Here is a 22830-nt window from a genome sequence, read left to right on the forward strand (position 1 = left end):
CGCTGTCCCCGTTCTATGGATGCATCCGGACACACTGCACCAACTGGCTGTGAATCCGGCTTAAAATTTTATACACATTCAGGACGGAAAGCCCCAGCAGCACGGCAATCTGTTTGGGCTTGAGGTCCTGATAATAGCGAAGTTCGATAAACCGTCGGCCGCGGGGACTGAGCTGTTTGAGGCACCGTTTGAGTTTCTCCAGCACCTCCTCGCCCTCCTTATCCAGTGTTCGAGTGGCCGCCATCAGCTGGTCAAACAGCCCGCTGTGCAGATCCACATGCACATTCCGCTCTTTCTTCTTGCGGTATTCGAGAATCTTGTAATAGGCCACCTGAATTCCCCAGGCCACAAAATCCTCGATCGGCCGGCAGTCTTCATATTTCTGCCACATCGTATGAACCGTTTCCTGCAGGATGTCATCTGCATCTTCGAAGTTGCGGACCACGCTGAGAATAAAAGCGTAAATCCGCATCTGCTTCTGCATCAGCAGGTTCAAAAATTCATCTGATTTATATTGGTCTTTTTTGTCCACTATTAAGCGTACCTACATCTTAACCCTTCCTCAAGTAGTGCCCTCAGAAATCAAAATTTAGACAGAAAAGAAAACAAAAAACGGTACTTTTTTAAAAAATCATTATAACACGACATTGTATGTCATTTATTGGCAATACAAGGAAGCGGAAACGATGCTGTTCTCTTTACCCCGCAGCTCTAAGATGACTTCAACGATGATATGTTATTATACCAAAAATGGATGTAAAAGCGTGGAGAAAAATCTTACCAAAACCCCTTTTAGCCTATTGCTCCAAACTATGTGATTGTTTGACAGAAAACCGTTCTGCGGCTACGATGCCGGTCAAAAATGAAAGGGAACTCGAAATCGGAGGTTTTTATGCATCACATCAAAGCCGGTCAAAATTCAGCCGCTGCTGTTCTTTTTGCCTTTCTGTCCGGAATTGCCGCCCTCGCGGACAATCCCGTTATCACGCACAAATTCACCGCTGACCCGGCAGCAATGGTTTATAACGACACAGTCTATCTATACACCGGCCACGACGAATGCCCCGACCGGCAAAACCGCTATGTCATGCATGAATGGCTGTGCTTTTCCTCCACCGACATGGTTCACTGGACCGAACATCCGGTCCCCCTGCGGGTGAGCGATTTCCAATGGGCGCAGGATGATGCCTGGGCTTCGCAGATCGTCCACCGCGACGGCAAATTTTATTGGTACGTCGCCGTCTCCCACAAAACCATCCCCGGCAAGGCCATCGGCGTAGCCGTTTCGGACAGCCCCACCGGCCCCTTCAAAGATGCCCGCGGTTCAGCCCTGATTACCAACGATATGACCACAGACGTGAGCATCTCCTGGGATGACATCGACCCGACCGTCTTTATCGATGAGGACGGCCAGGCATACCTGTTTTGGGGCAATACGAAATGCCGCTGGGTTAAACTCAAGCCCAACATGATTGAACTGGACGGTCCTATCCACACAATTGACAGTCTGCCTCATTTCACGGAAGCCCCCTGGATTCACAAACATGGCGGCTGGTATTACTTGTCCTATGCCTATCAATTCCCGGAAAAGACCGCCTATGCGATGAGCAAAAGCATTACCGGGCCGTGGGAGTTTAAGGGCATTCTGAATGAACTGGCAGGCAACTGCAATACCAATCACCAGGCCATCATCGAATACAAAGGCAAACACTACTTCATCTACCACACCGGCGGCATTCAGCCGAATGGAGGCAGTTTCCGCCGTTCCGTGTGTATTGATTATCTTTATTACAACCCGGACGGCACGCTCAAACGAGTCCTTATGACCACCGAAGGCGTTCAGCCCGCTCAATAAGAAGTGTCTGTGAAACGGATAGTCCTCCTCACCATTCTTTCCTGCGTGCCGGCGGCGGCCCTGGCGGAAAACCCGCTCTTCGACGGGGCGGACCCGCACGCCATTTGGCTGGAAGACCGCCTTTACCTTTACCCCACTTCCGCACGGGGACGCTTTTATGCCTATTCCTCCGAAGACTTGCTTGACTGGCAGCGGCACGGACCGATTTTCATTGTCAGCCGAATCGAATGGCTTACAGAACGCAAAAGCGGCTGGGCCCCCTGTCTCATCGAAAAAAACGGCACCTTTTATTTTTACTATTCGCTCGGCCCCAAACCCTCCCACATCGGGGTTGCGTTCGGCCAAAGCCCGCTGGGACCTTTCACGGATTCCGGGCGGCCCCTGCTGTCCGACCACAATGACCCCAATTTCGAAGCGATTGACCCAATGGTCTTTCAAGACCCCCTATCCGGAAAATATTATCTTTATGCAGGCGGCAGCGCCGGTTCCACCCTGAGGGTTTTTGAATTGACGGATGACCTGCTCGGGCTCAAACAGGAAATCCCGGTGCAGACTCCGCCGAATTTTACCGAAGGCGTCTTTATCCATTATCGAAACGGCCTGTATTATCTTTCCTACAGCCACGGCAGCTGGCGGCATAGCTCCTATTCGGTCCATTATGCCGTCTCAAAAAGCCCTCTCGGTCCCTGGGACTACAAAGGACCAATCCTTGTCAGCAGCGACCGCTATAAAGGTCCCGGCCATCATTCTTTTGTTTATGTACCGCCCAAAGACCGCTGGTACATCTTTTATCATCGCTGGGAAAACGTCGAAGGAGACGGCCCCTACTCCGGCAGCCGAAAAATCGCCGCAGACCTTGTGGAATACGAGTCCGACGGGGCTATCAAACCTATCACAATGACCCCGACAGGCAGGTCGGAATCGTCTCCAATTCCAAAAAATTCGAATTAAATCCTTGACTCAAAAAGATATTTTTGTTAACATAGGCAAAATTAGAAACCAAAAAAGAGGAAATATAGATAAACGATGGGGGCGGACCTCACAACGAAATCTAACATTTCCTGGTAACTTTCTTTAATCCTGTAAATCAGAAAGGTTTTCTTATGTGGAAAAAAGGGTGGAGTGTCTTTGTGCTTTTATCAACTTGTCTATGCAGTATTTCGTTCGGAGCCATCACCCTTCGCACCTCTCCATCCGGTGATGCGATGTATGCCTGGAACAGCAAATATGGCCCCTACGGCTACACAATCGGAACCAATGAAATGGGCGTTGGCCTGTCTATGGGCGGCAGCTATGGAAACGATTACACCATTTCCATCTTTGAAATTCCGATAGCCGCCTTGTCCGGCCAGACAATCACAAGCGCCATTCTGGAAGTGGAATCATTAGGATTTGATACCGGCTACTGGTATGGTTCGGCTGGACTTCGGTGGGTCGATACAGGCACCATGAACCTGACCGGCGATGTTGTTGCGGATAATCTCGGCCCCGCGGCGGCCGTTGTCTCGATTGAGTATTATCTCTTTAACTCCGGAACGGTGGAAGGAACACCCGGCATCAAACAATTTGACGTGCTGAATCACCTGCTCGACGACCTTGCGGCTGGACGAACTTACACAACGTTTGTTCTGTGCGGTTCTCGAGATACAGGCGGCGCAATTTACACCGCCGAAAGCGGACGCGGACCGCAAATTATCGCGGTTCCTGAACCAACATCGCTTCTGCTGCTTGCTTTCAGCGGTCTTCTGACGGCCGCCAAAAAACGCCGGACGCATTAATTGTTCGTCTTTTCAAGCACCTTGTCCCTCCGGACAAGGTGCTTTTTCATTTGCTCCTTTGACCCGGCTGAGGGCAAGACCTGTCAGAAGAATCGCTGCCGTGCCAATCACCGGAATCAGAAAATCGTTCCACGAATAGCTGAAACGCCCGAAAAAGGCCGGGAACATTTTGGAAACCGTCATCCAGAGAATCAGAAGGATTCCCAGCGCCGTTGCGATTCCGCCTGCCGCATTCCCCGCCCTTCTGGACAGCAAGCCCAGAAGAAACAGCCCGAGCATGCCCCCGCTGAAAATGCCTGCCAGCGTCTGCCACGTTTTGAATCCTTCGCCGAATCGGCTCATCACGAAGGCCGCCAAGATGCCGACCAGGCCGAAGAAGCCGGTGGCCCAATAGAGAACGTTCAGACACTGCCGGTCCGTCGCATCCGCCTTGAATCGTCGAAAGAAATCTGACATAATCAGGGTGGCCGCCGAATTTAAACTCGTCGAAACGGTGCTCATCGCCGCCGCAAAAATCGCCGCAATCAAAAGCCCCCTCAGCCCCGCCGGCAGGGTCTGAACAATGTAGTAAGGAAAGATATAGTCCGGCTTGGCCGCAATGGCCTGCGGAATCTCTGCGGCCTTGATCTTATAGTAGGCAAACAGGAGCGAGCCAATCAGAAAAAACATTGCCGATACCGGAATATACAGCAGGCCGCCCAGCAGCAGACTCTTGCCCGCCTCCCGGTCGTTTTTGGAGGATTTGTACCGCTGGACATAGTTCTGGTCGATGCCGAAGTTCTGCAGATTCAGCACAATGCCGAAAAGCAGAACCACCCAAAACGTCTCCTCCCGCAGGGAAGGCCCGAAACTGCCGAGGGAAAACTTCCCCTCCGCCAGGGCCGTTGACAGCAGTTGAGCGGGACCGCCCGACACGGAAAAAAGCATCACAAGGGTGCAGACCAGAGCCCCGCCGATGAGAATGAAACTCTGAATTGCATCCGTCCAAATCACCGCCGTAATCCCCCCCATCAGCGTATAGACGGTCACGGAAATCCCGAGAAGAAAGATAATCGCTTTGATATCCCATCCGAGCAGAATCTGCATCGGCACAGCCGTCAGGTACAGTACAGCACCCATCCGGGCAATCTGCGTCGTCAGAAAGCAGAGATTGGCGTACAGCCGGGCCCAATAGCCGAACCTCCGCTCCAGTTCCTCATAGGCGGAAATGGATTCAGCTCTCCGCCGATAATAGGGAACGAAATAATGATAAGCAATAAAAACCGCAATCGGCAGCGACAGACTGAACGTAAAAAAACTCCAGTTGTCCGCATACGCCTTGCCGGGAATGCCGATAAAGCTGATGCTGCTCAGATACGTGGCAAAAATAGACAGGCCGGTCAGCCAGCCCGGAAGCGAATGGTGCCCGGCCACAAATCCCTCTGTGGACCGGCTCTTTCGGTAAAAGAAAACACCGACGCCCAATGTCCCGACAAAATAAAGAATCAGGACTACCAGGTCAAACGCACTGAACTTTCCCATTTTGCCGTCCTTGTGCCTTTGTTCTTGACGGTCCCGAAAAACCTATAGATGCCCCTCAGCGGCCGTCCGCAAACGCATAAACCTTCCGCCATTCAATCAGAAACTTGCGTATCTTCTCCCGCTGGGGCTCCGTAAAACAGCCAAACGGTTCCGCCGGCAGGTCGCTGCAAATCCCCATGAGGCTCAAGGCACATTTGATTCCTCGCAAGATTCCCGAGCTGGACTGGCCGACACTGTAAACCTCCGTGCTCAGTTTCATAATCAACAGATGCAGTTCCTGAACCTTCCGGACATCAGAGGACGCGGCAGCATCATATAAATCCACATACAGCCGGGGAAACAGGTTGGCTCCCCCGCAGACTCCGCCGTCAGCCCCCAGCAGAAGGGATTCCGCCAGCAGCTCCTCAGTGCCCATCAGGATTTTGAAATCCGGATTTTCGCTGAACAGCTGTTTTATTTTTTGAAAATACAGCATATCGGCGGAACTGTCTTTTATGCCGATGACACCGGGCAGTTCCCCAAGTCGGCGCACGGTTTGAGGTTCTATTCTTATCTTTGTACAGAGGGGAATATTGTACAGAACCACCGGCAGGGGCACTTGCGAAACAAGACGCTCCACATACCCAATCAGCTCCTCCTGTCCCAGCGGCAGATAATACGGAGGAGCCGTCACAACGGCATCGGCACCGCATTCGGCGGCGGTATGTGCCAGGGCAACGGATTCTGAAAAGACCGTATCCGTAATGCCCACGAAAACCGGAACACGCCGGTTCACCTGCCTGCAAACCCGCCGAACCAAATCCGCCCGCAGCGCAGAAGACAGATAGGGCCCTTCCCCGGTCGTACCCAGCACAAACAGCCCGTGCACACCGCCTGCCAGGATATGTTCAACCAGTCGGGTCAGACCGTCCGGGTCAATTTCCTTCCGGCTTCGAAGCGGAGTCACCATCGGCGGGATGATTCCCCTTAAGAGCTTCCCTGTTTCCTGCACATTCTTCATCGCTGCTCCTGCCGTATCAGGATTCACTGAATGCTCCAGCCAAACAGTCTTTGAAACGGACTAATAAAATGATTCTAACGAAACTGCCTTCATCAAACCACTCCAAAACGAACCGTCTTTTTCGCCATTTTGTGCCGGCCACCTCGGACCCCAAAACCCCTTTGACAGACCCTCGCCGCAAGGGTATTGTTCTCAGAGACTGGAAAACTCAACAAAAAGACGGAAACTATGGCGGACCCTTTTAAGAAGGTTGTATTCTTATACGCTCCGAGCGAAGATCGAGGACTCTGGGACGGGGTCGTTGAATATGCCTCGGTCCATCGGCGATGGCTTCTGTACTCCCCGCTGCTGCTTCAGTTTGAGACCGATGAGGAGGAAATCTATCGATGGCTCAAACAAATTCGTCCCGACGGCCTGATTGTCCCCAATTCCCGAAAAAACCTCGGCAGAATTCTCCGGCTTTCCATCCCGACGATTCTCCATCGAAATGTTAAGCCGCGGCTGCCGGGTCGGCCCGCCATCGTCGGCAACGGAGAGCGCATCGGCAAAATGGCCGCCGAGCATCTCCTGAAGCTCGGGTTTAAGCACTTCGCCTCTTATATCTGCACCGCTCATGTGCCGATGCAGGAGCGGGCTGAAAGCTTCGCCAAATCCATTCGGGAATCCGGCTTTGACATCCGCGTTCTGGTCAGACCCAGACCCAGCAATCTTACCTCCTGGAACAGGGAGCTGCTGATTTTGGCTGACTGGCTGAAATCTCTCCGCAAGCCCGCAGCTGTATTGGCCGGTGACGACACGCTGGCTGTTGATATCTTAACCGCCTGCCGGATTGCTGACCTTCTGGTCCCGCAGCAGATTGCTGTTCTGGGTGTCAACAACAACCGGACAATCTGCGAGACCCAAATCCCCCGCATCTCCAGTGTGTCCCTCGACTACAGAAAGGCGGGGTTTGAAGCCGCCGCTCTTCTGGATCGGATGATGAACGGACAGGTCCTTCCGCAGGACCAAACGGTTTTTATTGAGCCGACTGCCGTCATCCCCCGCCAGTCTACCGACTTTACCGCGATTGAAGATTATGAAATCGCCAAAGCCATGACCTTTCTCCGCCACCATTCAACGGGACGGCTTCAGGTCTCCGATGTAGCCGCCCACGTACACTTGTCTGTAAACGCCCTGCAGAAGCGGTTCAAAAAAGCCGTGGGCTGCTCCGTGGCTCAGGAAATCAGACGGGTCTGTGCCGACCGAATCGCCGACCTGCTGATTCATACCGATTTGTCCATCGAGGAAATCGCCTTGTCGGTCGGCTTTTCAAACCCCAGCCATATCGCCCGATTCTTCCGAAAATCCAGAGGCATCTCTCCCCTGGCGTTCTGCAGACAGTACAGCCCCCGACACGACCGCTGACGGCAAAGGGAAGATGGGAATCAAAAAGTCTATAGAACGGCGTTCGATGTTTAGAAACGTTTTTTTGCGAAGGCTCTGCCGGAAGATGTCTTCAGATATTTTTCAAATTGAAGGGCTTTCTGCTCGTCAGAGAATGCTATCGCTGTTTTTATCATCCAGGGGATATATTTAGAGGTATGTTCACATTTCTTTTGATTGTGAGCTTTTAAGCGGGCCTGCAGATTCTCTGTGATACCTGTGTAAAATCGCTCAGGTACGCTCTGCGATTGCAATATATATACATAATAAAATTTCACACCGGCCTGCCGAGTCGTAGTTCGCTGCGGGACCTTATTCAGTTACATGTCCGGCTTCGTCCTGACGGACTCCGCCGCGACTGTCTTCGTTCTCTGACAAGCAGCGAACGAAGACTGGAGGCGGGGGGATTCGAACCCCCGTCCCGAGACATTTCCAGTCCGGCATCTACATGTTTAGTCGTCTGTTTGGGTCTCGCTCGAGCGGACGCCAAACGACCGGCTTCCGCTCTCGCCAGTTCACTGCTGTCTCGCTGTCGGACCGTGAACGGAGCCCGTCAGCCAGCCCGCTGAGCGGCGTTCGCGTCAGTCCCGCGGGCAGGACCAACGGAACGGGCTGCGTTAATTACGCAGCCATTGCATACTGGTAGTTGCCAGTTATCTTTTGCAGCGGATGATTAGGCAGGCCAACCGCTATCCTGCACATGCAGCCGAACCTTCTACCTGTCCGGTCGATTCCTTTCGCCCCCGATTCACTTGTCAAAGATGCTTCTTATATTGTAGCAAATCTGCCCGCTAAATACAACACCGGCCTTCAGCGGCTCTGCCTTTCCGCCAGACGCATCCACTCGTCCAGATTCTGCTTAAGCTCCTCTACGGTCATTGCCGCACAATGCCCATCCCAAAAGCTCACATTGGCCCTCTGGCGGCTGTGACGGAACGCCGCCGTCCCGTATGTCTCAAAACCCAACCATTCCTCTCCGGTTTCTGTGTATTTATCACACCCCCACCAATTAAACCACCAGTCCAGGGCGTCGGCCATACACAGAATCCGCCCGCTTTGACGCAGCAGCCGCTCCCGGATGGAATCCTGAAAATAATACACATGGGCGTTCAGCCCGTAGCTGCGGTCCATCGCATACAGCCCTTCCTCCGGATTCTTTAGGGCAAACGAGGCAGAAGGACAGATATATTTCTTCTCATACGACGGTTTATATTCCTGGATATTCTGCGGAAAACGGCGGATTTTGTATTCCTCCGTCAAAAACGGCAGCCCGATTCGGCCGCGAAACTCATCCAGCGTAAACCACGGCCGCATAATCGGGTCCTGCACCGAAATCGGCAGCAGGTCTCGTGTTTCCGTAAAATACCCATAAAGAGCAAACGTATAATTTTTCATCAGCGACCGGCAGACAATCGACCGCCCCGCCTCCCGGGCCTGACGCAAAGCCGGCAGAAGCACACCAACCAGCAGGCCTAAAATCGCAAGCACCACCAGCAGTTCGATAAGCGTAAACGCATTGTGCCGCCGTGTTTCCATTTCGACCGTCCTTTCCGGTCTGTTTTGTTTTCTACGAACCGCACAAGGTGCCGGTTTGTCAAAAACGCCGGCCGCGAAGAATGGAAATCAAAAGCCAGATGCCGATGGCCGCCGCTGTCAGATACCCAATTACTCCCAGGGCCTCCAGCGACATCAGCCCCAGCACGGTCCCCTCCTGAGCCACCAGCAGACTGGAGCCGATCAGCAGGGCCGCAATAATAATGGCAAACGACATCCGATTGGAGCTGTTGTCCAGTGTCCGCTCCAGCTGCTCCAGATGTTCATGATGAATATGAATCCGAAACTGCCCGCGGCGGATTTTGCTTAAAATGGCCGCCGCATCCTCCGGAAATCGGCCCGCCAGCTCGCCCGCCCCCTGTGCGGCCTTGCCCAGCTGACGGAGAATTCCGCTGGGTTTGACGGATTCGAGCATAAACCGCTTGGCATACGGTTTCAGATGTTCAATAATCTGAAACTCCGGGTCCAGTCCCGTCGCAAAGGATTCAATGGTCATCAGACACTTGAGCATCAGCGTAAAATCACGCGGCGGCTGAATATGATGCGACCGGATAATCTCAAAGCCTCGCCCGATGGCCTCCTGAAACGGAATATCCTTCAGCGGAAGATGCGAATAGGTATCCAGCAGTTCCTCCAAGTCCCGCCGCAGGTCCAGCAGATCGGTCTGCTCATCGAGCATTTCCGAACGCTCCAGCCCCTGCAGAACACGCGTTACATCGCCGCTGACGATAGACAACACAATCGCCTGCATCAATTGGCGGTCCGGACGGCTCAGCCGCCCCACCTGCCCGAAATCCAGCGGGGCCAGCACGTTGCCCTTCATCACAAAGAAATTCCCCGGATGCGGGTCCGTGTGGAAAAACCCGAAATCAAACACCTGCTTGAGCACAAAATCCGCCCCGCGACGGGCAATTTCCTTCGTGTCGTATCCTTCCGCCTGCAGCCGCTCGACTTGAGAGGGTTTGATGCCCTCAATAAACTCCATCGTCAGGATGCCCTCGGAGCAGTATTCCTCAAAGACCTCCGGCACGTGCACCGTCGGGTCATCGGCAAAGTTCTGCCGGAAGCGCTGAAGATTTTTTCGTTCGCGGGACAAATCCACCTCTTTGAGCACCGCCTGGGCAAACTCGCGAACCATCCGCTGCGGGTCAACGGTCTGCCCGTTCCGCAGCCGTCCTTTCAGCAGCGCCGCCAAATCCTCCAGTATCTCCAGCTCCGTTCGGATCACCCGAACAATGCCGGGCCGGCGGATTTTCATCGCCGCCGGTCGGCCGTCTTTAAGCCGGACGCGATGCACCTGAGCAATGCTGGCCGCCGCAATCGGTTCCGGCTCAAAGGTCTCGAACAATTCCTCCGGATAGGCGCCTAACTGCTGCCGAACTTCCTGTCGAATCGTCTCCGGCCGTTCCGGCGTTACCTGGTCCTGCAGCCGCTCCAGCTCATCCACCAGCTCCGTCGGAATCAGGTCCGGACGCGTGCTGAGCAGCTGCCCCAGCTTGATAAACGTCGGCCCCAGCTCCTCCATCGCCAGGCGAATCCGGCGTGCAGGAGAGGTCTGGGCCAGCTCTTCCCGCCGAGCCGTCGGAAATCCTTTCGAACCCAGCCCCACTCGAAAACGGCGCGCAACAATACCGGCAGCTTCCTCAAAGCCGTACTTAATCAGCACAGACATAATATGCCGATACCGCGCCAGATGAGCGGCGGTTCTCTTAACTCGGTAAAACAAACCCCGCAAAACGGTTTCTCCTTCTTACTTCTTGAGCAGCTGGTCGATTTTCTCTTCCAGACGCTTGAGGTCTTCTTTCGTCGCCAAAGGCATCTGTGTCAGAACCTTGTGAAGCTGTTCTGAAATGATTTTTTCCAAATCTGCACGGCTTTTGGCCGCCAGTTCGAGAATCTCTTTGACAAAGCCGCTCTTCTCCTCTCGTTTGGCCTTCCCTTTCTGGACATATTCCTCGAAGATAGCCTCGGCCCGCTCCCTCGTCATCGTCATTGCACCCAGCCCTGCCAGAAATAACTTATCAAGTGTCTCAAACATCGTCCGCTCCTTTCTATCACTGAAATGACCATTCAGGAAATCCAACAAATGGAATCCGTTTTCTGATTCTCATTATACCGAAAAAGATGGTCCGGAACAACGTCTATCCGAAAGACCGATAAGAATCTTTCGGTTTTTTCTCTTCAATTTTTATGCACGAAAAACAGAGTTTTGCCGTAGAAGACGCAATAAAGACCGTTTGACAGCCGACAATTCATAAATGAAAGACAGACAAACTCCGGAATGTTTACAGGAGTATTGATTTGCACATTTGTTTTTGGTACAATGAAAAAAACAAATATTCGCAGGGCTTTGGTGTAGGAAAAATGACGCCCATTGTAAGGATAAGTTATTTTTTCTGGCTCGGCTGTACAATTTGGGGGGGTATCCTGAACGGCGGCTTTGAGATCCCTGATCCCAATACGACCGAGTGGTTTATCCCTCCGTGGGGCTGGGCTCGGGCTGTTGATAATCCCTACCGAGACTGCTATGCAGGGCTGCACCGCTATTTGGTGCCCAATCCGCAGTATGACCGCAGCAAACGGGAAGTCCATTGGACCCTTCCCGAACCATATGAGGGCCGACGGTTTGTTGTCTTATCCACAGGCGACCTTGGAGATGAGTCGGACCCTGCCATCATCCATTCCACAATCTCCCAAACAGTGACTTTTCTGCCGGGTCAGCGGCTGTCCGGTGCCTACTTTTTCGGCACGTGCGATTTTCTGCAGTACAACGATTACGGCAAAATCTATTTGATGCCGGAGGACCCGAACAGCGGCCTGCCCTCCGAAATTGTGCTGGCTTACTGCGATGTAATGCAAGTCGGGGATTTCCAATCCACAAACACCTGGATTCCATTCCAGTACGACTTCACAGAAGAAACCGCCGGAACCTATCGGCTCATCTGTACCGTACGTGACCAGCTGGACACAATCTACAAAAGTTATCTGGCGGTGGATGGATTGTCCGTCTGTACTGTCCAGCCCGGCGACATCAACCACGACTGCTCCGTTGATGCGGAGGATTTCCAAATCCTCTCTCAGGCATGGCTGAGCTGGTGTCCGGACCCGAACGCCTTCGACCCCAACACTTTCCTGCCCAAACCCGATTATCCAGGCATGACCATCCCGCCCGAAACCGTCTATGACCCCAATCTGATTGACCCCAACTGCCCCTGCCCTCAGGCTGACCTGAACAAAGACTGGTTTGTGGACACCCTGGACCTGATGATTCTGACCGACAACTGGCTCAAGAACGGCCAATGAGCTGTTTGCTTCTTGATTCCGGACAATCCTAAGCTGTCAGAAAAGAGACAAGCCGTCCGCCCTGATAAACAAGAAGAGTAATAAGATAAGCCAGGGCCGTCAGTCCCCCGAATTGCAGAAGAGCCCACCTCCATGTCCCGCTTTCCCGGCGTGTGACGGCCACTGTGGCGACACAGGGCGTACTAATCAGACAGAACAGCATAATGCAAAACCCCTGGAGGACGCTGTAATCTTCCCGGATGCGCTTCTGCAATTGTTCCAAATCCTCTTCGCTGCCGAGCGAGTAAACAATCGACATCTGGGAGACAAACACTTCTTTGGCCATAGCCGCCCCAATCATCGCCGTGCCGATTTTCCAGTCAAACCCCAGCGGTTGTATCGCCGGCTCCATCCATTTGCCGATGCGGCCGGCCAGGGAATACTCCAGCTCGACACGCTCCACCTGGTCCTCTTCCGCGGTCAGGAACTCCTGCGGAGGGCGCGGATACCGCGTCACCGCCCACATCACAATCGACAGGGCCAGGATCACCGTCCCCGCCTTTCGCAGATACAGCCAGCCCCGGTCCCACATATGCAGCAGGAGCCCCTGGAGCGTAGGCAGCCGATACGGCGGCAGCTCCATCACAAAGGGAACGGTCTCGCCTTTCAAAATCGTGCTGCGAAGCAGCCGCACGCAGACAATCGCCAGCCCAATTCCAATCAGATAAATCAGCCACATCATCGGTCCGCGAAGCACCGGCGGAAAGAAGGCCGGAATCAAAAGTCCGTAAATCGTAATCCGGGCCCCGCAGCTCATCAGCGGAATCACCAGCATCGTCGCCAGCCGCGTCCGCCGCTCCTCCAGAATCCGCGTGGCCATAATCGCCGGCACCGAACAGCCGAACCCAATCAGCATCGGAATAAAACTCTTGCCGTGCAGCCCGATTCGATGCATCAGGCGGTCCATAATAAACGCCGCCCGCGCCATATACCCGCTGTCTTCCAGAAACGCAATCCCCAGAAACAGCAGCAGAATATTCGGCAGAAACACCACCACCCCGCCCACCCCCGCTATCACCCCGTCGATCAGCAGAGATTTGATTTCTTCGGAAACCTCTTCCGGCCAAAACCGCTCAATCAATTGCGCCAAATACGTAAATCCGTCCTCCAGCCAGCTCTGCGGCCAGGCACCAACCTGAAACGTCAGGTAAAAAACAATGTACATCAGAACGGCAAAAATCGGCAGCCCCGCATACCGATGCGTCAGAACCGCATCCATCCGGTCGCTGAAATCCCGCCGCTTCAGAACCGTCTGGCGGACCGTCTCCTGACAGGCCCCGGAAATAAACCCATACCGGCGCTCCGCTATCAGCACCTCCGGGGACTCCCCAAAAACCGCCGCCAGATGCCGGCGGATCTCCTGCAGCACATCGGATACCTGCGGCAAACGAATCTGTTCCTGAATTTCCGAGTCGCCTTCAAGCAGCTTCAGCGCCGTCCACCGCCGCCCGTATGACCGGATAAGAGAATGGTTCTCATCAAGCACCGATTCAATCTTTCCGATCGCCTCCTCCAGTTCCGGTCCATACCGAATCTCCGCCGGCACCGGACGCACCTGTTCGGCGCAGCGCAGGATTGTCTTTTTGAGTTCGTCGATTCCCTCTCCCTTCGTCGCCGTCAGCGGCACAATCGGAGCCCCCAGCAGGACACTGAGCTGCTCCAAATCAAACTCCAGCCCCCGCTGCCGCGCCACATCACTCATATTAAACGCCAGCACCAGCGGCACCTTCATCTCCATCAGCTGCACCGCCAGATACAAATGCCGCTCCAGATTGGAGGCATCCACCACGTCCACCACCACATCCGGCTTCTCCTGAAGCAGAAAATGCCGGGCCACCAGTTCTTCCATCGAGTACGCCGTCAGACTGTATACGCCGGGCAAGTCCACAATCCGCAGCGTCCGCCCATCAATCCGACAGATGCCCTCTTTTTTCTCCACCGTCACGCCCGGATAGTTTCCGGTATGCTGACGCGTGCCCGTCAGGGCATTGAATACCGTCGTCTTTCCGCTGTTCGGATTGCCCGCCAGCGCCGCCAGCCATTTCGTCTTTTTTTCGGATGCGTCCATCGTTCTCTCTACAAAGGCGCCACTTCCAGTTTTTCCGACATCCCCCGCCCCAGCACAATTTTGGTATTCTTCACCTGCACAATAATCTGCCCGCGAAAATCATTCCGCAGCACCTCCAGCGGGACATTCGGCACCAGCCCCATTCCGGCCAGCCGCAGCGTCAGCGCGTGTCCGCCCGCAATTCGTACCAGCCGAACCGTTTGTCCGGCCGGCACCTGAGAAAGAAACCGCACCGATTTTTCCGCCGGAGATTCCATTTATTGTTCCTCTGCTTTCTGGGTTTTCTGCTTCTGCTCCTGAAGACGAAACTTTCTGAACTCCGCCGTCCAGTCCTTCCCCTCCAGAGATGAACGGCTCAAAAACTCGATAAACACAACCAGCCGCTCAATGACCTCCGAGCCGAGCGTATGTTCCGCCCGGCAGGCCGCCTCCTGCGAAAGCCCCTCCTCCAGCCCGAGCACTTCGGTAAAAAACGAATGCAGGACCTGATGACGCCGAACCACCCGACGTGCCTGCCGTCCTCCCTCCTCCGTGAGGCGAACCACTCCATACGGCTCATAATCAATCAGCCCCTTCTGGGCCAGCGCACGAAGCGCACCGGTCACAGAAGCCCTCGTGACCCCCAGATGTTCGGCAATATCCTTGCTGCGGGCCGCCGACTTGGCCGACAGAAGATTAAAAATCGCCTCCAGATAATCTTCCAGCGAAGCACTCAGTTTTTCGTGTTCCGTTGTTTCCACCGGCTTTTCCTTAAAAATTAGGAATTCTTAACATAGTTAGTCTATCCTAACTTGTCAAGCATTTTTTTAACTCATTTTTTACAAAGCATTTACACCCGCAAAATGCGGCCGACGTATTGAAAAAGCCGGATTTTCTGCTTTACGGACGTGTTTCTTTAGACGATAATTTTCTCAAATCAGCTCAAAATTGAGGAAAAACTATGTGCGGAATTGTGGCTTATTTTGGAAACAAACCGGCCCAGCCCATTCTGATTGAAGGGCTCAAACGGCTCGAATATCGCGGATATGACTCGGCCGGCATTGCCCTGCTTGAAAACGGAACGTTTCAGGTCACCAAAAGCCCCGGGCGAATCAGCAATCTCGAGGATTTGCTGGCAGGCCGCCAATCCTCCGCTACCGTCGGCATCGGTCACACCCGCTGGGCTACGCACGGGCGGCCCAACCAGGTCAACGCCCACCCGCACGTAGACTGCACCGGCAAAATCGCCGTCGTTCACAACGGCATTATCGAAAACTACGCCACGCTCAAGAAATGGCTGCTTAAAGAGGGCTGCACCTTCCAGAGTGAAACCGACACCGAGGTTGTCGCCAACCTTATCGGCTATTTTTATCAACGAAACCAAAACCGCAACGGCCAGCTGGCCCCGCACGGCTGCAACCGGTTTGAATGGGCTGTCCAGCAGGCCCTCAGCGAAATCTACGGCACCTACGGACTGGCAATTCTCTGCGCCGACTGCCCCGATGTGCTCATTGGAGCCAAAAAAGGAAGCCCCCTGATTCTGGGTGTCGGAAAAAATGAGTTTCTCATCGCCTCCGACGCCGCCGCCATCGTCAAGCATACCACCCAGGCCATTTATCTGGCCGACGGCGAGATGGTCATCGTGGACTCCGCCGGCTTCCAAACCAAAACCCTTTCCAACGAGCAAGTCCAGAAGGAACTGAAAGAAATTGAAATCTCCCTAGACCAAATCGAACTGGAAGGGTTCCGCCATTACATGGAAAAGGAGATCGCCGAGCAGCCGACAGCGCTGGAAACCTGTTTGAACGGCCGCGTGGACCTCAAAAACGGCCGCATCATCCTCGGCGGCGTTTCCAACTATCTGCGGGAACTGACCCGCGCTAAACGCATTATCCTGACCGCCTGCGGAACCGCCTGGCACGCCGCCCTCGTCGGGGAATTCCTCTTTGAGCAGCTGGCTCGAATCCCTGCCGAGGTCGAATACGCCAGCGAATTCCGATACCGCAACCCTATCCTCGAAGAAGGAACCATTGTCATCGCCATCAGCCAGTCCGGCGAAACCGCCGACACGCTGGCCGCCGTCGAACAGGCCAAAGAACGCGGCGCCCTCGTGCTGGGCATCGTCAACGTCGTCGGCTCTTCCATCGCCCGGCTGACCGATGCGGGCGTGTATCTTCGCGTCGGGCCGGAAATCGGCGTCGCCAGCACCAAGGCCTTCACCGCGCAGGTCGCCGTCCTGGCGATGCTGGCCATTGAACTGGGCCGCCGCCGCCATCTGAGCACCGACACCGTGCACAATCTCCTGCAGGAGCTCACCTCCATCCCGCAGAAAATCAAACGCATTCTCCGGCAGTCCGAGGCCATTCGCCAAATCGCCGACGCCAACAAAGACCGCGAAAACTGGCTCTTCCTCGGACGCGGCTTTAATTATCCGGTCGCCCTCGAAGGCGCCCTGAAACTCAAAGAAATCAGCTATATCCACGCCGAAGGGCTTCCGGCCGCCGAGATGAAGCACGGCCCCATCGCCCTGATTACCGACAAGATGCCCGCCGTCTTTATCGCCACCCGATGCTCGCAGTACGAAAAAATCATCGGCAACATCGAAGAAGTCCGCGCCCGCGGCGGAAAAACCATCGTCGTGGCCACCGAAGGCGATGAGCAAATCAAACCCTATGCCGATTACCTGATTCCCATTCCGGAAACCTGCGAACCGCTCCAGCCGATGCTGACGGTCGTGCCTCTCCAGATGCTCGCTTATCACGCCGCCGTCCTGCGCGGACACGACGTGGACAAGCCCCGCAATCTGGCCAAAAGCGTCACCGTCGAATAAAAAACAGGTGCACTCGCATCCGGTCCGGTTTATAATCATCCGAAGAGGCAGGTTCGAACTCCGAGGGCTTCCGAGAGACGAACAGAATGGAAATCTGGACCATCCAAAAACTGCTGAACTGGATGACGGCGTACTTTACCCAAAAACAGCTGGACAGTCCCCGGCTCAGCGCCGAACTGCTTTTGTGTAATGTGCTCGGTCTGCAGCGGATTGAACTGTACACCCTTCACGACCGAGTCGTTCAGCAGCCCCAGCTGGGACAGCTCCGGGAGCTGGTCAAGCGGGCCGCCGAACACGAACCCATCGCCTATCTGGTCGGGCGGTGCGAATTCTACTCGCTGTCCCTGAAAATCACACCGGACTGTCTGATTCCCCGTCCGGAAACGGAGCTGCTCGTGGAAAAAGCCGTGGAATTTCTCCGCAGGCGGCCCGCTCCCCGGCAGGCCCTCGATTTGTGCACGGGCTGCGGCTGCATCGCCGCCGCACTGGCCAAAAACTGCAAAGACCTCCATATAACCGCCGTCGATATCTCCGAAGCCGCCCTGGCCGTCGCCGCCGAAAACATCCGTCGGTACAATCTGGAGCCGTCTGTGCGGCTGCTGTGCGGCAATCTGTACGAGCCGCTCATCGAGGAACTCGACGGCCCCTGCTTCGATCTGATTGTCTCCAATCCGCCGTACGTCAGCGACGCCGAATACGAAAAGCTGGCCCCCAACGTCAAAAATTATGAACCGAAACAGGCCCTCTGGGGCGGGCCGGACGGGCTGGACTTTTACCGCCGAATCCTCGAACAGGCCGGGCGGTTCCTTAAACCGGACGGCGCTGTCATGCTCGAAATCGGCTATGAACAGGGACCGGCCGTCAAACAAATGCTCGAACAAAGCGGGCTCTTTGCCTCTGTGGAAATTCACAAAGACCTGGCCCAAAAAGACCGAATCGCAATCGGCAGACGCTAAACCCGCTGCGCCAGACCGAAAAACGCGATGCTGTTGGCCGTCATCTTCCGGGCAAACTCCTCCATCGGCATCCCGTAAAGCTCGGCCAGCTTGGCCGCCGTATGAACCAGCAAGGCCGGCTCATTGGGCTGAACATGCCGAACCGGCTCCGGCGAAAGATAAGGACAATCGGTCTCAATCATCACCCGCTCCGGCGGCATCATCCGGGCCGACTGACGCAGCAAATCCGCCTTCTTGAACGTGACAATCCCCGTGAAGGAAACAAAATATCCGCGTCGGAGCACTTCTTCGGTCTCCGTCGGGCTTCCGCTGTAGCAGTGAATCACCACACGGGACAGGCGGGACTGGTACGAATCCAGAATGGCCATCGCCTCCGGAAAGGCCTGCCGAATATGAACAATCACCGGTTTGTTCAGCTCCGCCGCCAGCTCCAGCTGAGCCCGAAAAATCCGCCGCTGATTGTCCGCCGACGAATGAAGATAATGATAATCCAGCCCCGTCTCTCCGATGGCGGCGACACGCGGATGGACGGCTGTCCGGCGAAGAAGCTCCAAATCCTCTGAAGAGATTTCATCGGCATGATGCGGATGATACCCCACCGCCGCCCACAGCCCCTCCGTTCGTTCGGCACACGCCGCGGCCCGGCGGTTTTCCTCCGGACTGGTGCCGACGGTAATCCAGCGGGTCACTCCCGCCTGCCGGCTGCGGGCCAGCACACTCTCCAAATCCTCCCACAGCGGAGAATACGTCAGATGGGCATGAGTATCCACCAGTTCCATCGGCCCGTTTCCGCCCGGTCCATCTGCTACAGGTCCAGTTTGTCCCGCAGATAACTCTTCACCTGGTCCAGAGGCACGCGGACCTGCTCCATACTGTCGCGATGGCGAATCGTAACGGTATTGTCTTCTTTGGTCTGGCCGTCCACTGTCACACAGAAAGGTGTGCCCGCCTCATCCTGCCGGCGATAACGGCGTCCGATGGCTCCCTTTTCATCATAGAAGACCGGGAAGTACCGCTTTAAATCCTGGTAGATATTCATCGCAATTTCCGGCATTCCGTCCTTCTTAACCAGCGGGAAGATGCCCGCCTTAATCGGGGCCAGCGCCGGATGAAACCGCAGCAGATTCCGCTGTTCACCCCGCACCTCTTCCTCATCATAGGCATCCACCAGAAACGCCAGCATACTGCGGTCAATCCCTGCCGACGGTTCAATCACATACGGAATGTACCGCTCCCGCGTTTCCTCATCGAAATAGGCCAGCGGCCCTTTCAGATAATCCTCCGCCTCCTCTTTCAGGGTAATCTTCGTCAAATCCCCCTTCTTGTCGTACCATTCGTTCATCGTCCGGATGCCCCGCTGATGCTGCCGCAGGTCAAAATCCGTGCGGTTGGCGATCCCCTCCAGCTCCTGCCAGTCGCCCGAGCCGAACGGAAACTTGTATTCAATGTCCACGCACGCCTTGGCATAATGCGCCAGTTCATCTTTGGCATGCTCCCGGAAACGCAGATTTTCCTTTCGAATGCCCAGATTGATGTACCAGTTGAACCGCTCCTGCTTCCAGTGCTCAAACCACTCCTCATCCGTTCCCGGCTTGCAGAAAAACTCCAGTTCGGCCTGTTCGAATTCACGAGTGCGGAAGATAAACGCTTTGGTCGTCACTTCGTTGCGGAAGCTCTTGCCGATTTGTGCAATCCCGAACGGAATCTTCACACGGGTCGAATCTAAAACATTGCGGAAATTGACAAAAATGCCCTGCGCCGTTTCCGGCCGCAGAAACAGCGTCATCGTATCTTCAACATTGGCGCCCATCCGGGTTTCAAACATCAGCTGGAACGCCATCGGCTCTCCAAACTGGCCGACCGTGCCGCAGGCCGGGCAAACCTTTCTGGACAGCTCCGCCGCCTTGCTCTGGGCGGCTTCAATATCGATATGTTCCGTATGCTCCTCAACGCTGCCCTGATGATCCTGCAGATGGTCCACACGCGAACGGGTGCCGCATTTTCGGCAGACCGTCACCAAATCCGCAAACTTATCCGCATGACCGGAGGCCTTCCACACCATCGGATGCATTAGGATGGAGCAATCCAGCCCCACCACATCGTCCCGCATCTGGACGACATGCTTCCACCAGGCATTGCGGATATTGCGTTTCAATTCAACCCCCAGCGGACCGTAGTCATAGCAGCTGGCCAGACCGCCGTAGATTTCACTGGATTGAAAGATAAACCCCCGCCGCTTGCACAGTGATACAATGTCATCCAGTTTCGCCAGTTTTGCCATAAATCCCTCACAATAGAGACTTTAAATTCGAGATAAAGAATCCATATTGTACCAAAACCCCTCGAGAAGTTCAAGGCCGTTTTGACACCGCTTTTCCAAAGAGCAAAAAATCCATAGAAAAATCTTCAGAAACGGATTACAGTAATAAACCAAAAAAAATGAGGCAGGACGGGACCATGATTCATTTCAAATGCCCTCATTGCCGAACAGCCCTTCAGATGGAAAACCACTATGCCGGACAGGCCGCCCTCTGTCCAACCTGCAGCGGACAGATTCTCGTGCCGTTCCCGGGGACATCCGCCAAACCAATCATTTGTATCTGCGGCCGCTGCAAGGCCTTGTATCAAATCCCCGCTGAACAGGCAGGCCGACAGGTTTCGTGTCCGACCTGCCGAGAACCCACCCAAATTCCCGAGCAGGAAAACGCGGTTTCCGACAGTCAAATGCTTCGCTTCACCTGCCGCTCGTGCGGACAGGGCTACTGCCTTCCTTCCCGCTATGCCGGCAGAAAGTTCACTTGTCCGGCCTGCAAACATGCCTGTTTGGTGCCGACTCCAAAGCCCGCCGAGCAGGAATTGATTCTTCTGGAGGAAAAACCGCCTAAAGAAACCTCCGCCGTGTTTTCCGAGCCGCCGCCGATTGAATCCGAACCTTCTCCAACGCCGAGAAAACCTGAAAAACAAAAATCTGTCCTTTTCAAAGCTGTTGCCGGAGTCCTCGGCGGCATCATCGGTTTTTCCATCGCATTTTGGCTGGTTTCATCCCTCAAGAAAAGTACCCCCACCCCGCTCCCTCCGCCGCCGACAAACAAATCTTCGCAAGAAGCCGCACAAAATCAGCCGATAGACCTTGCATCACCCGCCCAAAACTATCCGCAAGCCGTTGATTTCTCCCGTTCCATCATCACCAAACTTAATCGGAAATCGGAAGATGTAAAAGAATTGATTTATTTGTTCCCGGACCAGATTCAAGTGTCGGAACAAGATTTAGATTCTCTTCTCAATGCTCTGGATATCGGGCGGTTCTCCTCCCTCGAAACCGCGATAGAAAAGGCACGGGTCGAACCCGGAGCTTCCTATTTTATCACAAAAACAAAGGCCATATCAGATTCAAACAGAATACGGACAATCCGGATAGGATTTGTTGAAATAGAGAACAATACAGAGGAAACCATTTCTGTGGACCGATTTGTCTTTGGAATCTCTATTTTCGACGAGAATGATACACTTTTGGCCTCGGCAGGTCAAAGCGACCAAAACGAATTGCTGTCCCTCCTCAACGATACGGTCAAGAAATATGCAATCAGTTCCCCGTCGAGCTCAGCAAAGGAACGTTCATTTTCTGAGAGATTCGAAGAGTTTGAAGAAAAATATTATTGTCCGATTGCCATTGTCCTTTTGCTGATTGGTTTGACAACCTTAATCTCGATGTGGGTTGTCTTCAATAAAGCGGGCGAGCCGGGATGGGCTGTCTTTGTTCCAATTTACAACACCATTGTCTTTGCACGCATCGGAGGAAAATCAGAATGGCTCGGATTTCTCTGTGCCCTGAGCCCGATGATCCCCTTCGTCGGTTCGATTCTAAACCTCTTTCTTTTCCTTTATCTTTCCGTCAGCGTGGCCAAAGCTTTCGGCAAGGGAACCCTTTTCGGATTCGGGATGGTTTTTCTGCCGTTTGTCTTCTTTCCAATCCTGGCCTTTTCCGAGTCGGCTTATCCGCAGGCCGATGTCTAACTTCTTCTGAAAGCAAATTTTGCGCTCTCAGCCGTGTTTTTCTTGTTTTTTTCTGATTCTTGAGTACCCTGAAGATGTGTATATAATAATAGCAGAAACCGAGTTTCGGGCCTCCCATGGTCTGGTGTTGGCCGACGGAGGTCGAGAAGACCTTCATTCGCACCTTTGGCGGGTACGAGCAGCAGTTCACTGTACGCATCTGAACAAGGTTCAGATGGGAATCGACTTTCATGAACTGAAAGCCCTGCTGGGTGAGATTGTCGCGGCTTTGGCTGACCGCCCGCTCGAGGAACACAGAGCGTTTGCCTCTGTGAATCCGACGGCGGAAATGGTGGCCAAGTTTGTTTTCGACCGACTGGCTCCGAAAATCCCGCCGCACGGCAAACTGGCCTGGGTAGAGATTACGGAAGCCCCGGGTTGTATCGTACGGTACGCGCAGGATTAACCCTTCAGAAGGTCCGAAAAAAGACCGATGAAGAAAAGAATAATAAAAGTAAGCCGGGAATAAGGA

Annotated in this window: 20 protein-coding genes and 1 other RNA gene; 9 read left to right on the forward strand and 12 right to left on the reverse strand. The window is 54.3% G+C overall.

All coding sequences use genetic code 11. The features are described 5' to 3' along the window. Positions 1 to 13: 13 nt before the first annotated feature. On the reverse strand, positions 14 to 532 hold the full coding sequence (locus PKY88_02165) for a sigma-70 family RNA polymerase sigma factor (protein ID HOQ04007.1): 519 nt from the start codon (positions 530 to 532) through the stop codon (positions 14 to 16). Positions 533 to 892: 360 nt separating this feature from the next. Between PKY88_02165 and PKY88_02170 the strand changes: the two genes are divergently transcribed. From PKY88_02170 to PKY88_02180, 3 genes are all read left to right on the forward strand, one after another. Further along, positions 893 to 1855, forward strand: a complete 963-nt coding sequence (locus PKY88_02170; GenBank protein ID HOQ04008.1) for a glycoside hydrolase family 43 protein — start codon at positions 893 to 895, stop codon at positions 1853 to 1855. Between the two features lie 9 nt (positions 1856 to 1864). Further along, positions 1865 to 2806, forward strand: a complete 942-nt coding sequence (locus PKY88_02175; GenBank protein HOQ04009.1) for a family 43 glycosylhydrolase — start codon at positions 1865 to 1867, stop codon at positions 2804 to 2806. A gap of 152 nt (positions 2807 to 2958) precedes the next feature. Further along, entirely contained in the window at positions 2959 to 3633 is a 675-nt protein-coding gene (locus PKY88_02180; protein ID HOQ04010.1) for a PEP-CTERM sorting domain-containing protein, read from the forward strand. A gap of 12 nt (positions 3634 to 3645) precedes the next feature. Here PKY88_02180 and PKY88_02185 read toward each other — a convergent pair whose 3' ends face one another. Together PKY88_02185 and PKY88_02190 are read right to left on the reverse strand one after the other, a co-directional pair. After that, positions 3646 to 5154: a sodium:solute symporter gene (locus tag PKY88_02185; protein ID HOQ04011.1), complete on the reverse strand. Its 1509-nt coding sequence runs from the start codon at positions 5152 to 5154 to the stop codon at positions 3646 to 3648. A 55-nt stretch (positions 5155 to 5209) separates the two neighbouring features. Continuing rightward, entirely contained in the window at positions 5210 to 6154 is a 945-nt protein-coding gene (locus PKY88_02190) for a dihydrodipicolinate synthase family protein (GenBank protein HOQ04012.1), read from the reverse strand. A 228-nt stretch (positions 6155 to 6382) separates the two neighbouring features. Between PKY88_02190 and PKY88_02195 the strand changes: the two genes are divergently transcribed. Next, positions 6383 to 7558, forward strand: a complete 1176-nt coding sequence (locus tag PKY88_02195; GenBank protein ID HOQ04013.1) for a DNA-binding transcriptional regulator — start codon at positions 6383 to 6385, stop codon at positions 7556 to 7558. 408 nt (positions 7559 to 7966) lie between these two features. On the opposite strand, the gene ssrA is transcribed toward PKY88_02195, so the two are convergent. The 4 genes from ssrA to PKY88_02215 form a co-directional block, all read right to left on the reverse strand. After that, positions 7967 to 8321, reverse strand: a transfer-messenger RNA (tmRNA) gene (ssrA, locus tag PKY88_02200). 65 nt (positions 8322 to 8386) lie between these two features. Next, positions 8387 to 9112, reverse strand: a complete 726-nt coding sequence (locus tag PKY88_02205; protein ID HOQ04014.1) for a prepilin-type N-terminal cleavage/methylation domain-containing protein — start codon at positions 9110 to 9112, stop codon at positions 8387 to 8389. 58 nt (positions 9113 to 9170) lie between these two features. Further along, complete coding sequence (locus PKY88_02210; protein ID HOQ04015.1) at positions 9171 to 10865, reverse strand: AarF/ABC1/UbiB kinase family protein; 1695 nt, start codon at positions 10863 to 10865, stop codon at positions 9171 to 9173. A 15-nt stretch (positions 10866 to 10880) separates the two neighbouring features. Next, entirely contained in the window at positions 10881 to 11168 is a 288-nt protein-coding gene (locus tag PKY88_02215; protein HOQ04016.1) for a hypothetical protein, read from the reverse strand. A gap of 326 nt (positions 11169 to 11494) precedes the next feature. On the opposite strand from PKY88_02215, the gene PKY88_02220 reads away from it, so the two are divergent. Then, positions 11495 to 12433, forward strand: coding sequence for a hypothetical protein (locus PKY88_02220; protein HOQ04017.1), 939 nt, complete (start codon positions 11495 to 11497; stop codon positions 12431 to 12433). 28 nt (positions 12434 to 12461) lie between these two features. On the opposite strand, the gene feoB is transcribed toward PKY88_02220, so the two are convergent. Genes feoB through PKY88_02235 form a run of 3 tightly spaced genes read right to left on the reverse strand, consistent with a single transcriptional unit; the run spans position 12462 to position 15280 of the window. Further along, positions 12462 to 14540 (reverse strand): ferrous iron transport protein B, encoded by a 2079-nt coding sequence (feoB, locus tag PKY88_02225; GenBank protein ID HOQ04018.1) that lies wholly within the window; start codon positions 14538 to 14540, stop codon positions 12462 to 12464. A gap of 8 nt (positions 14541 to 14548) precedes the next feature. Then, positions 14549 to 14797 (reverse strand): FeoA family protein, encoded by a 249-nt coding sequence (locus PKY88_02230; GenBank protein HOQ04019.1) that lies wholly within the window; start codon positions 14795 to 14797, stop codon positions 14549 to 14551. Continuing rightward, entirely contained in the window at positions 14798 to 15280 is a 483-nt protein-coding gene (locus PKY88_02235) for a metal-dependent transcriptional regulator (protein ID HOQ04020.1), read from the reverse strand. 200 nt (positions 15281 to 15480) lie between these two features. Here PKY88_02235 and glmS point away from each other — a divergent pair, with 200 nt between their 5' ends. Then, positions 15481 to 17349: a glutamine--fructose-6-phosphate transaminase (isomerizing) gene (gene glmS, locus PKY88_02240; GenBank protein ID HOQ04021.1), complete on the forward strand. Its 1869-nt coding sequence runs from the start codon at positions 15481 to 15483 to the stop codon at positions 17347 to 17349. 86 nt (positions 17350 to 17435) lie between these two features. Continuing rightward, positions 17436 to 18305 carry a peptide chain release factor N(5)-glutamine methyltransferase gene (prmC, locus tag PKY88_02245; protein HOQ04022.1) on the forward strand — a complete coding sequence of 290 codons (870 nt, stop codon included), beginning with the start codon at positions 17436 to 17438 and terminating at the stop codon, positions 18303 to 18305. On the opposite strand, the gene PKY88_02250 is transcribed toward prmC, so the two are convergent. After that, complete coding sequence (locus PKY88_02250; protein ID HOQ04023.1) at positions 18302 to 19084, reverse strand: TatD family hydrolase; 783 nt, start codon at positions 19082 to 19084, stop codon at positions 18302 to 18304. The genes prmC and PKY88_02250 overlap by 4 nt on opposite strands. Positions 19085 to 19110: 26 nt before the next feature. Next, on the reverse strand, positions 19111 to 20586 hold the full coding sequence (locus tag PKY88_02255) for a glycine--tRNA ligase (GenBank protein ID HOQ04024.1): 1476 nt from the start codon (positions 20584 to 20586) through the stop codon (positions 19111 to 19113). 176 nt (positions 20587 to 20762) lie between these two features. Between PKY88_02255 and PKY88_02260 the strand changes: the two genes are divergently transcribed. Both PKY88_02260 and PKY88_02265 read left to right on the forward strand, forming a co-directional pair. After that, on the forward strand, positions 20763 to 22319 hold the full coding sequence (locus tag PKY88_02260) for a DUF5684 domain-containing protein (GenBank protein HOQ04025.1): 1557 nt from the start codon (positions 20763 to 20765) through the stop codon (positions 22317 to 22319). A gap of 76 nt (positions 22320 to 22395) precedes the next feature. Next, a complete protein-coding gene (locus tag PKY88_02265) occupies positions 22396 to 22764 on the forward strand; it encodes a 6-carboxytetrahydropterin synthase (GenBank protein ID HOQ04026.1) in 369 nt (122 codons plus the stop codon). The last annotated feature ends 66 nt before the right edge of the window (positions 22765 to 22830 follow it).

Source organism: Anaerohalosphaeraceae bacterium (assembly GCA_035378985.1).
In the GTDB taxonomy this organism is placed as follows: domain Bacteria; phylum Planctomycetota; class Phycisphaerae; order Sedimentisphaerales; family Anaerohalosphaeraceae; genus JAHDQI01.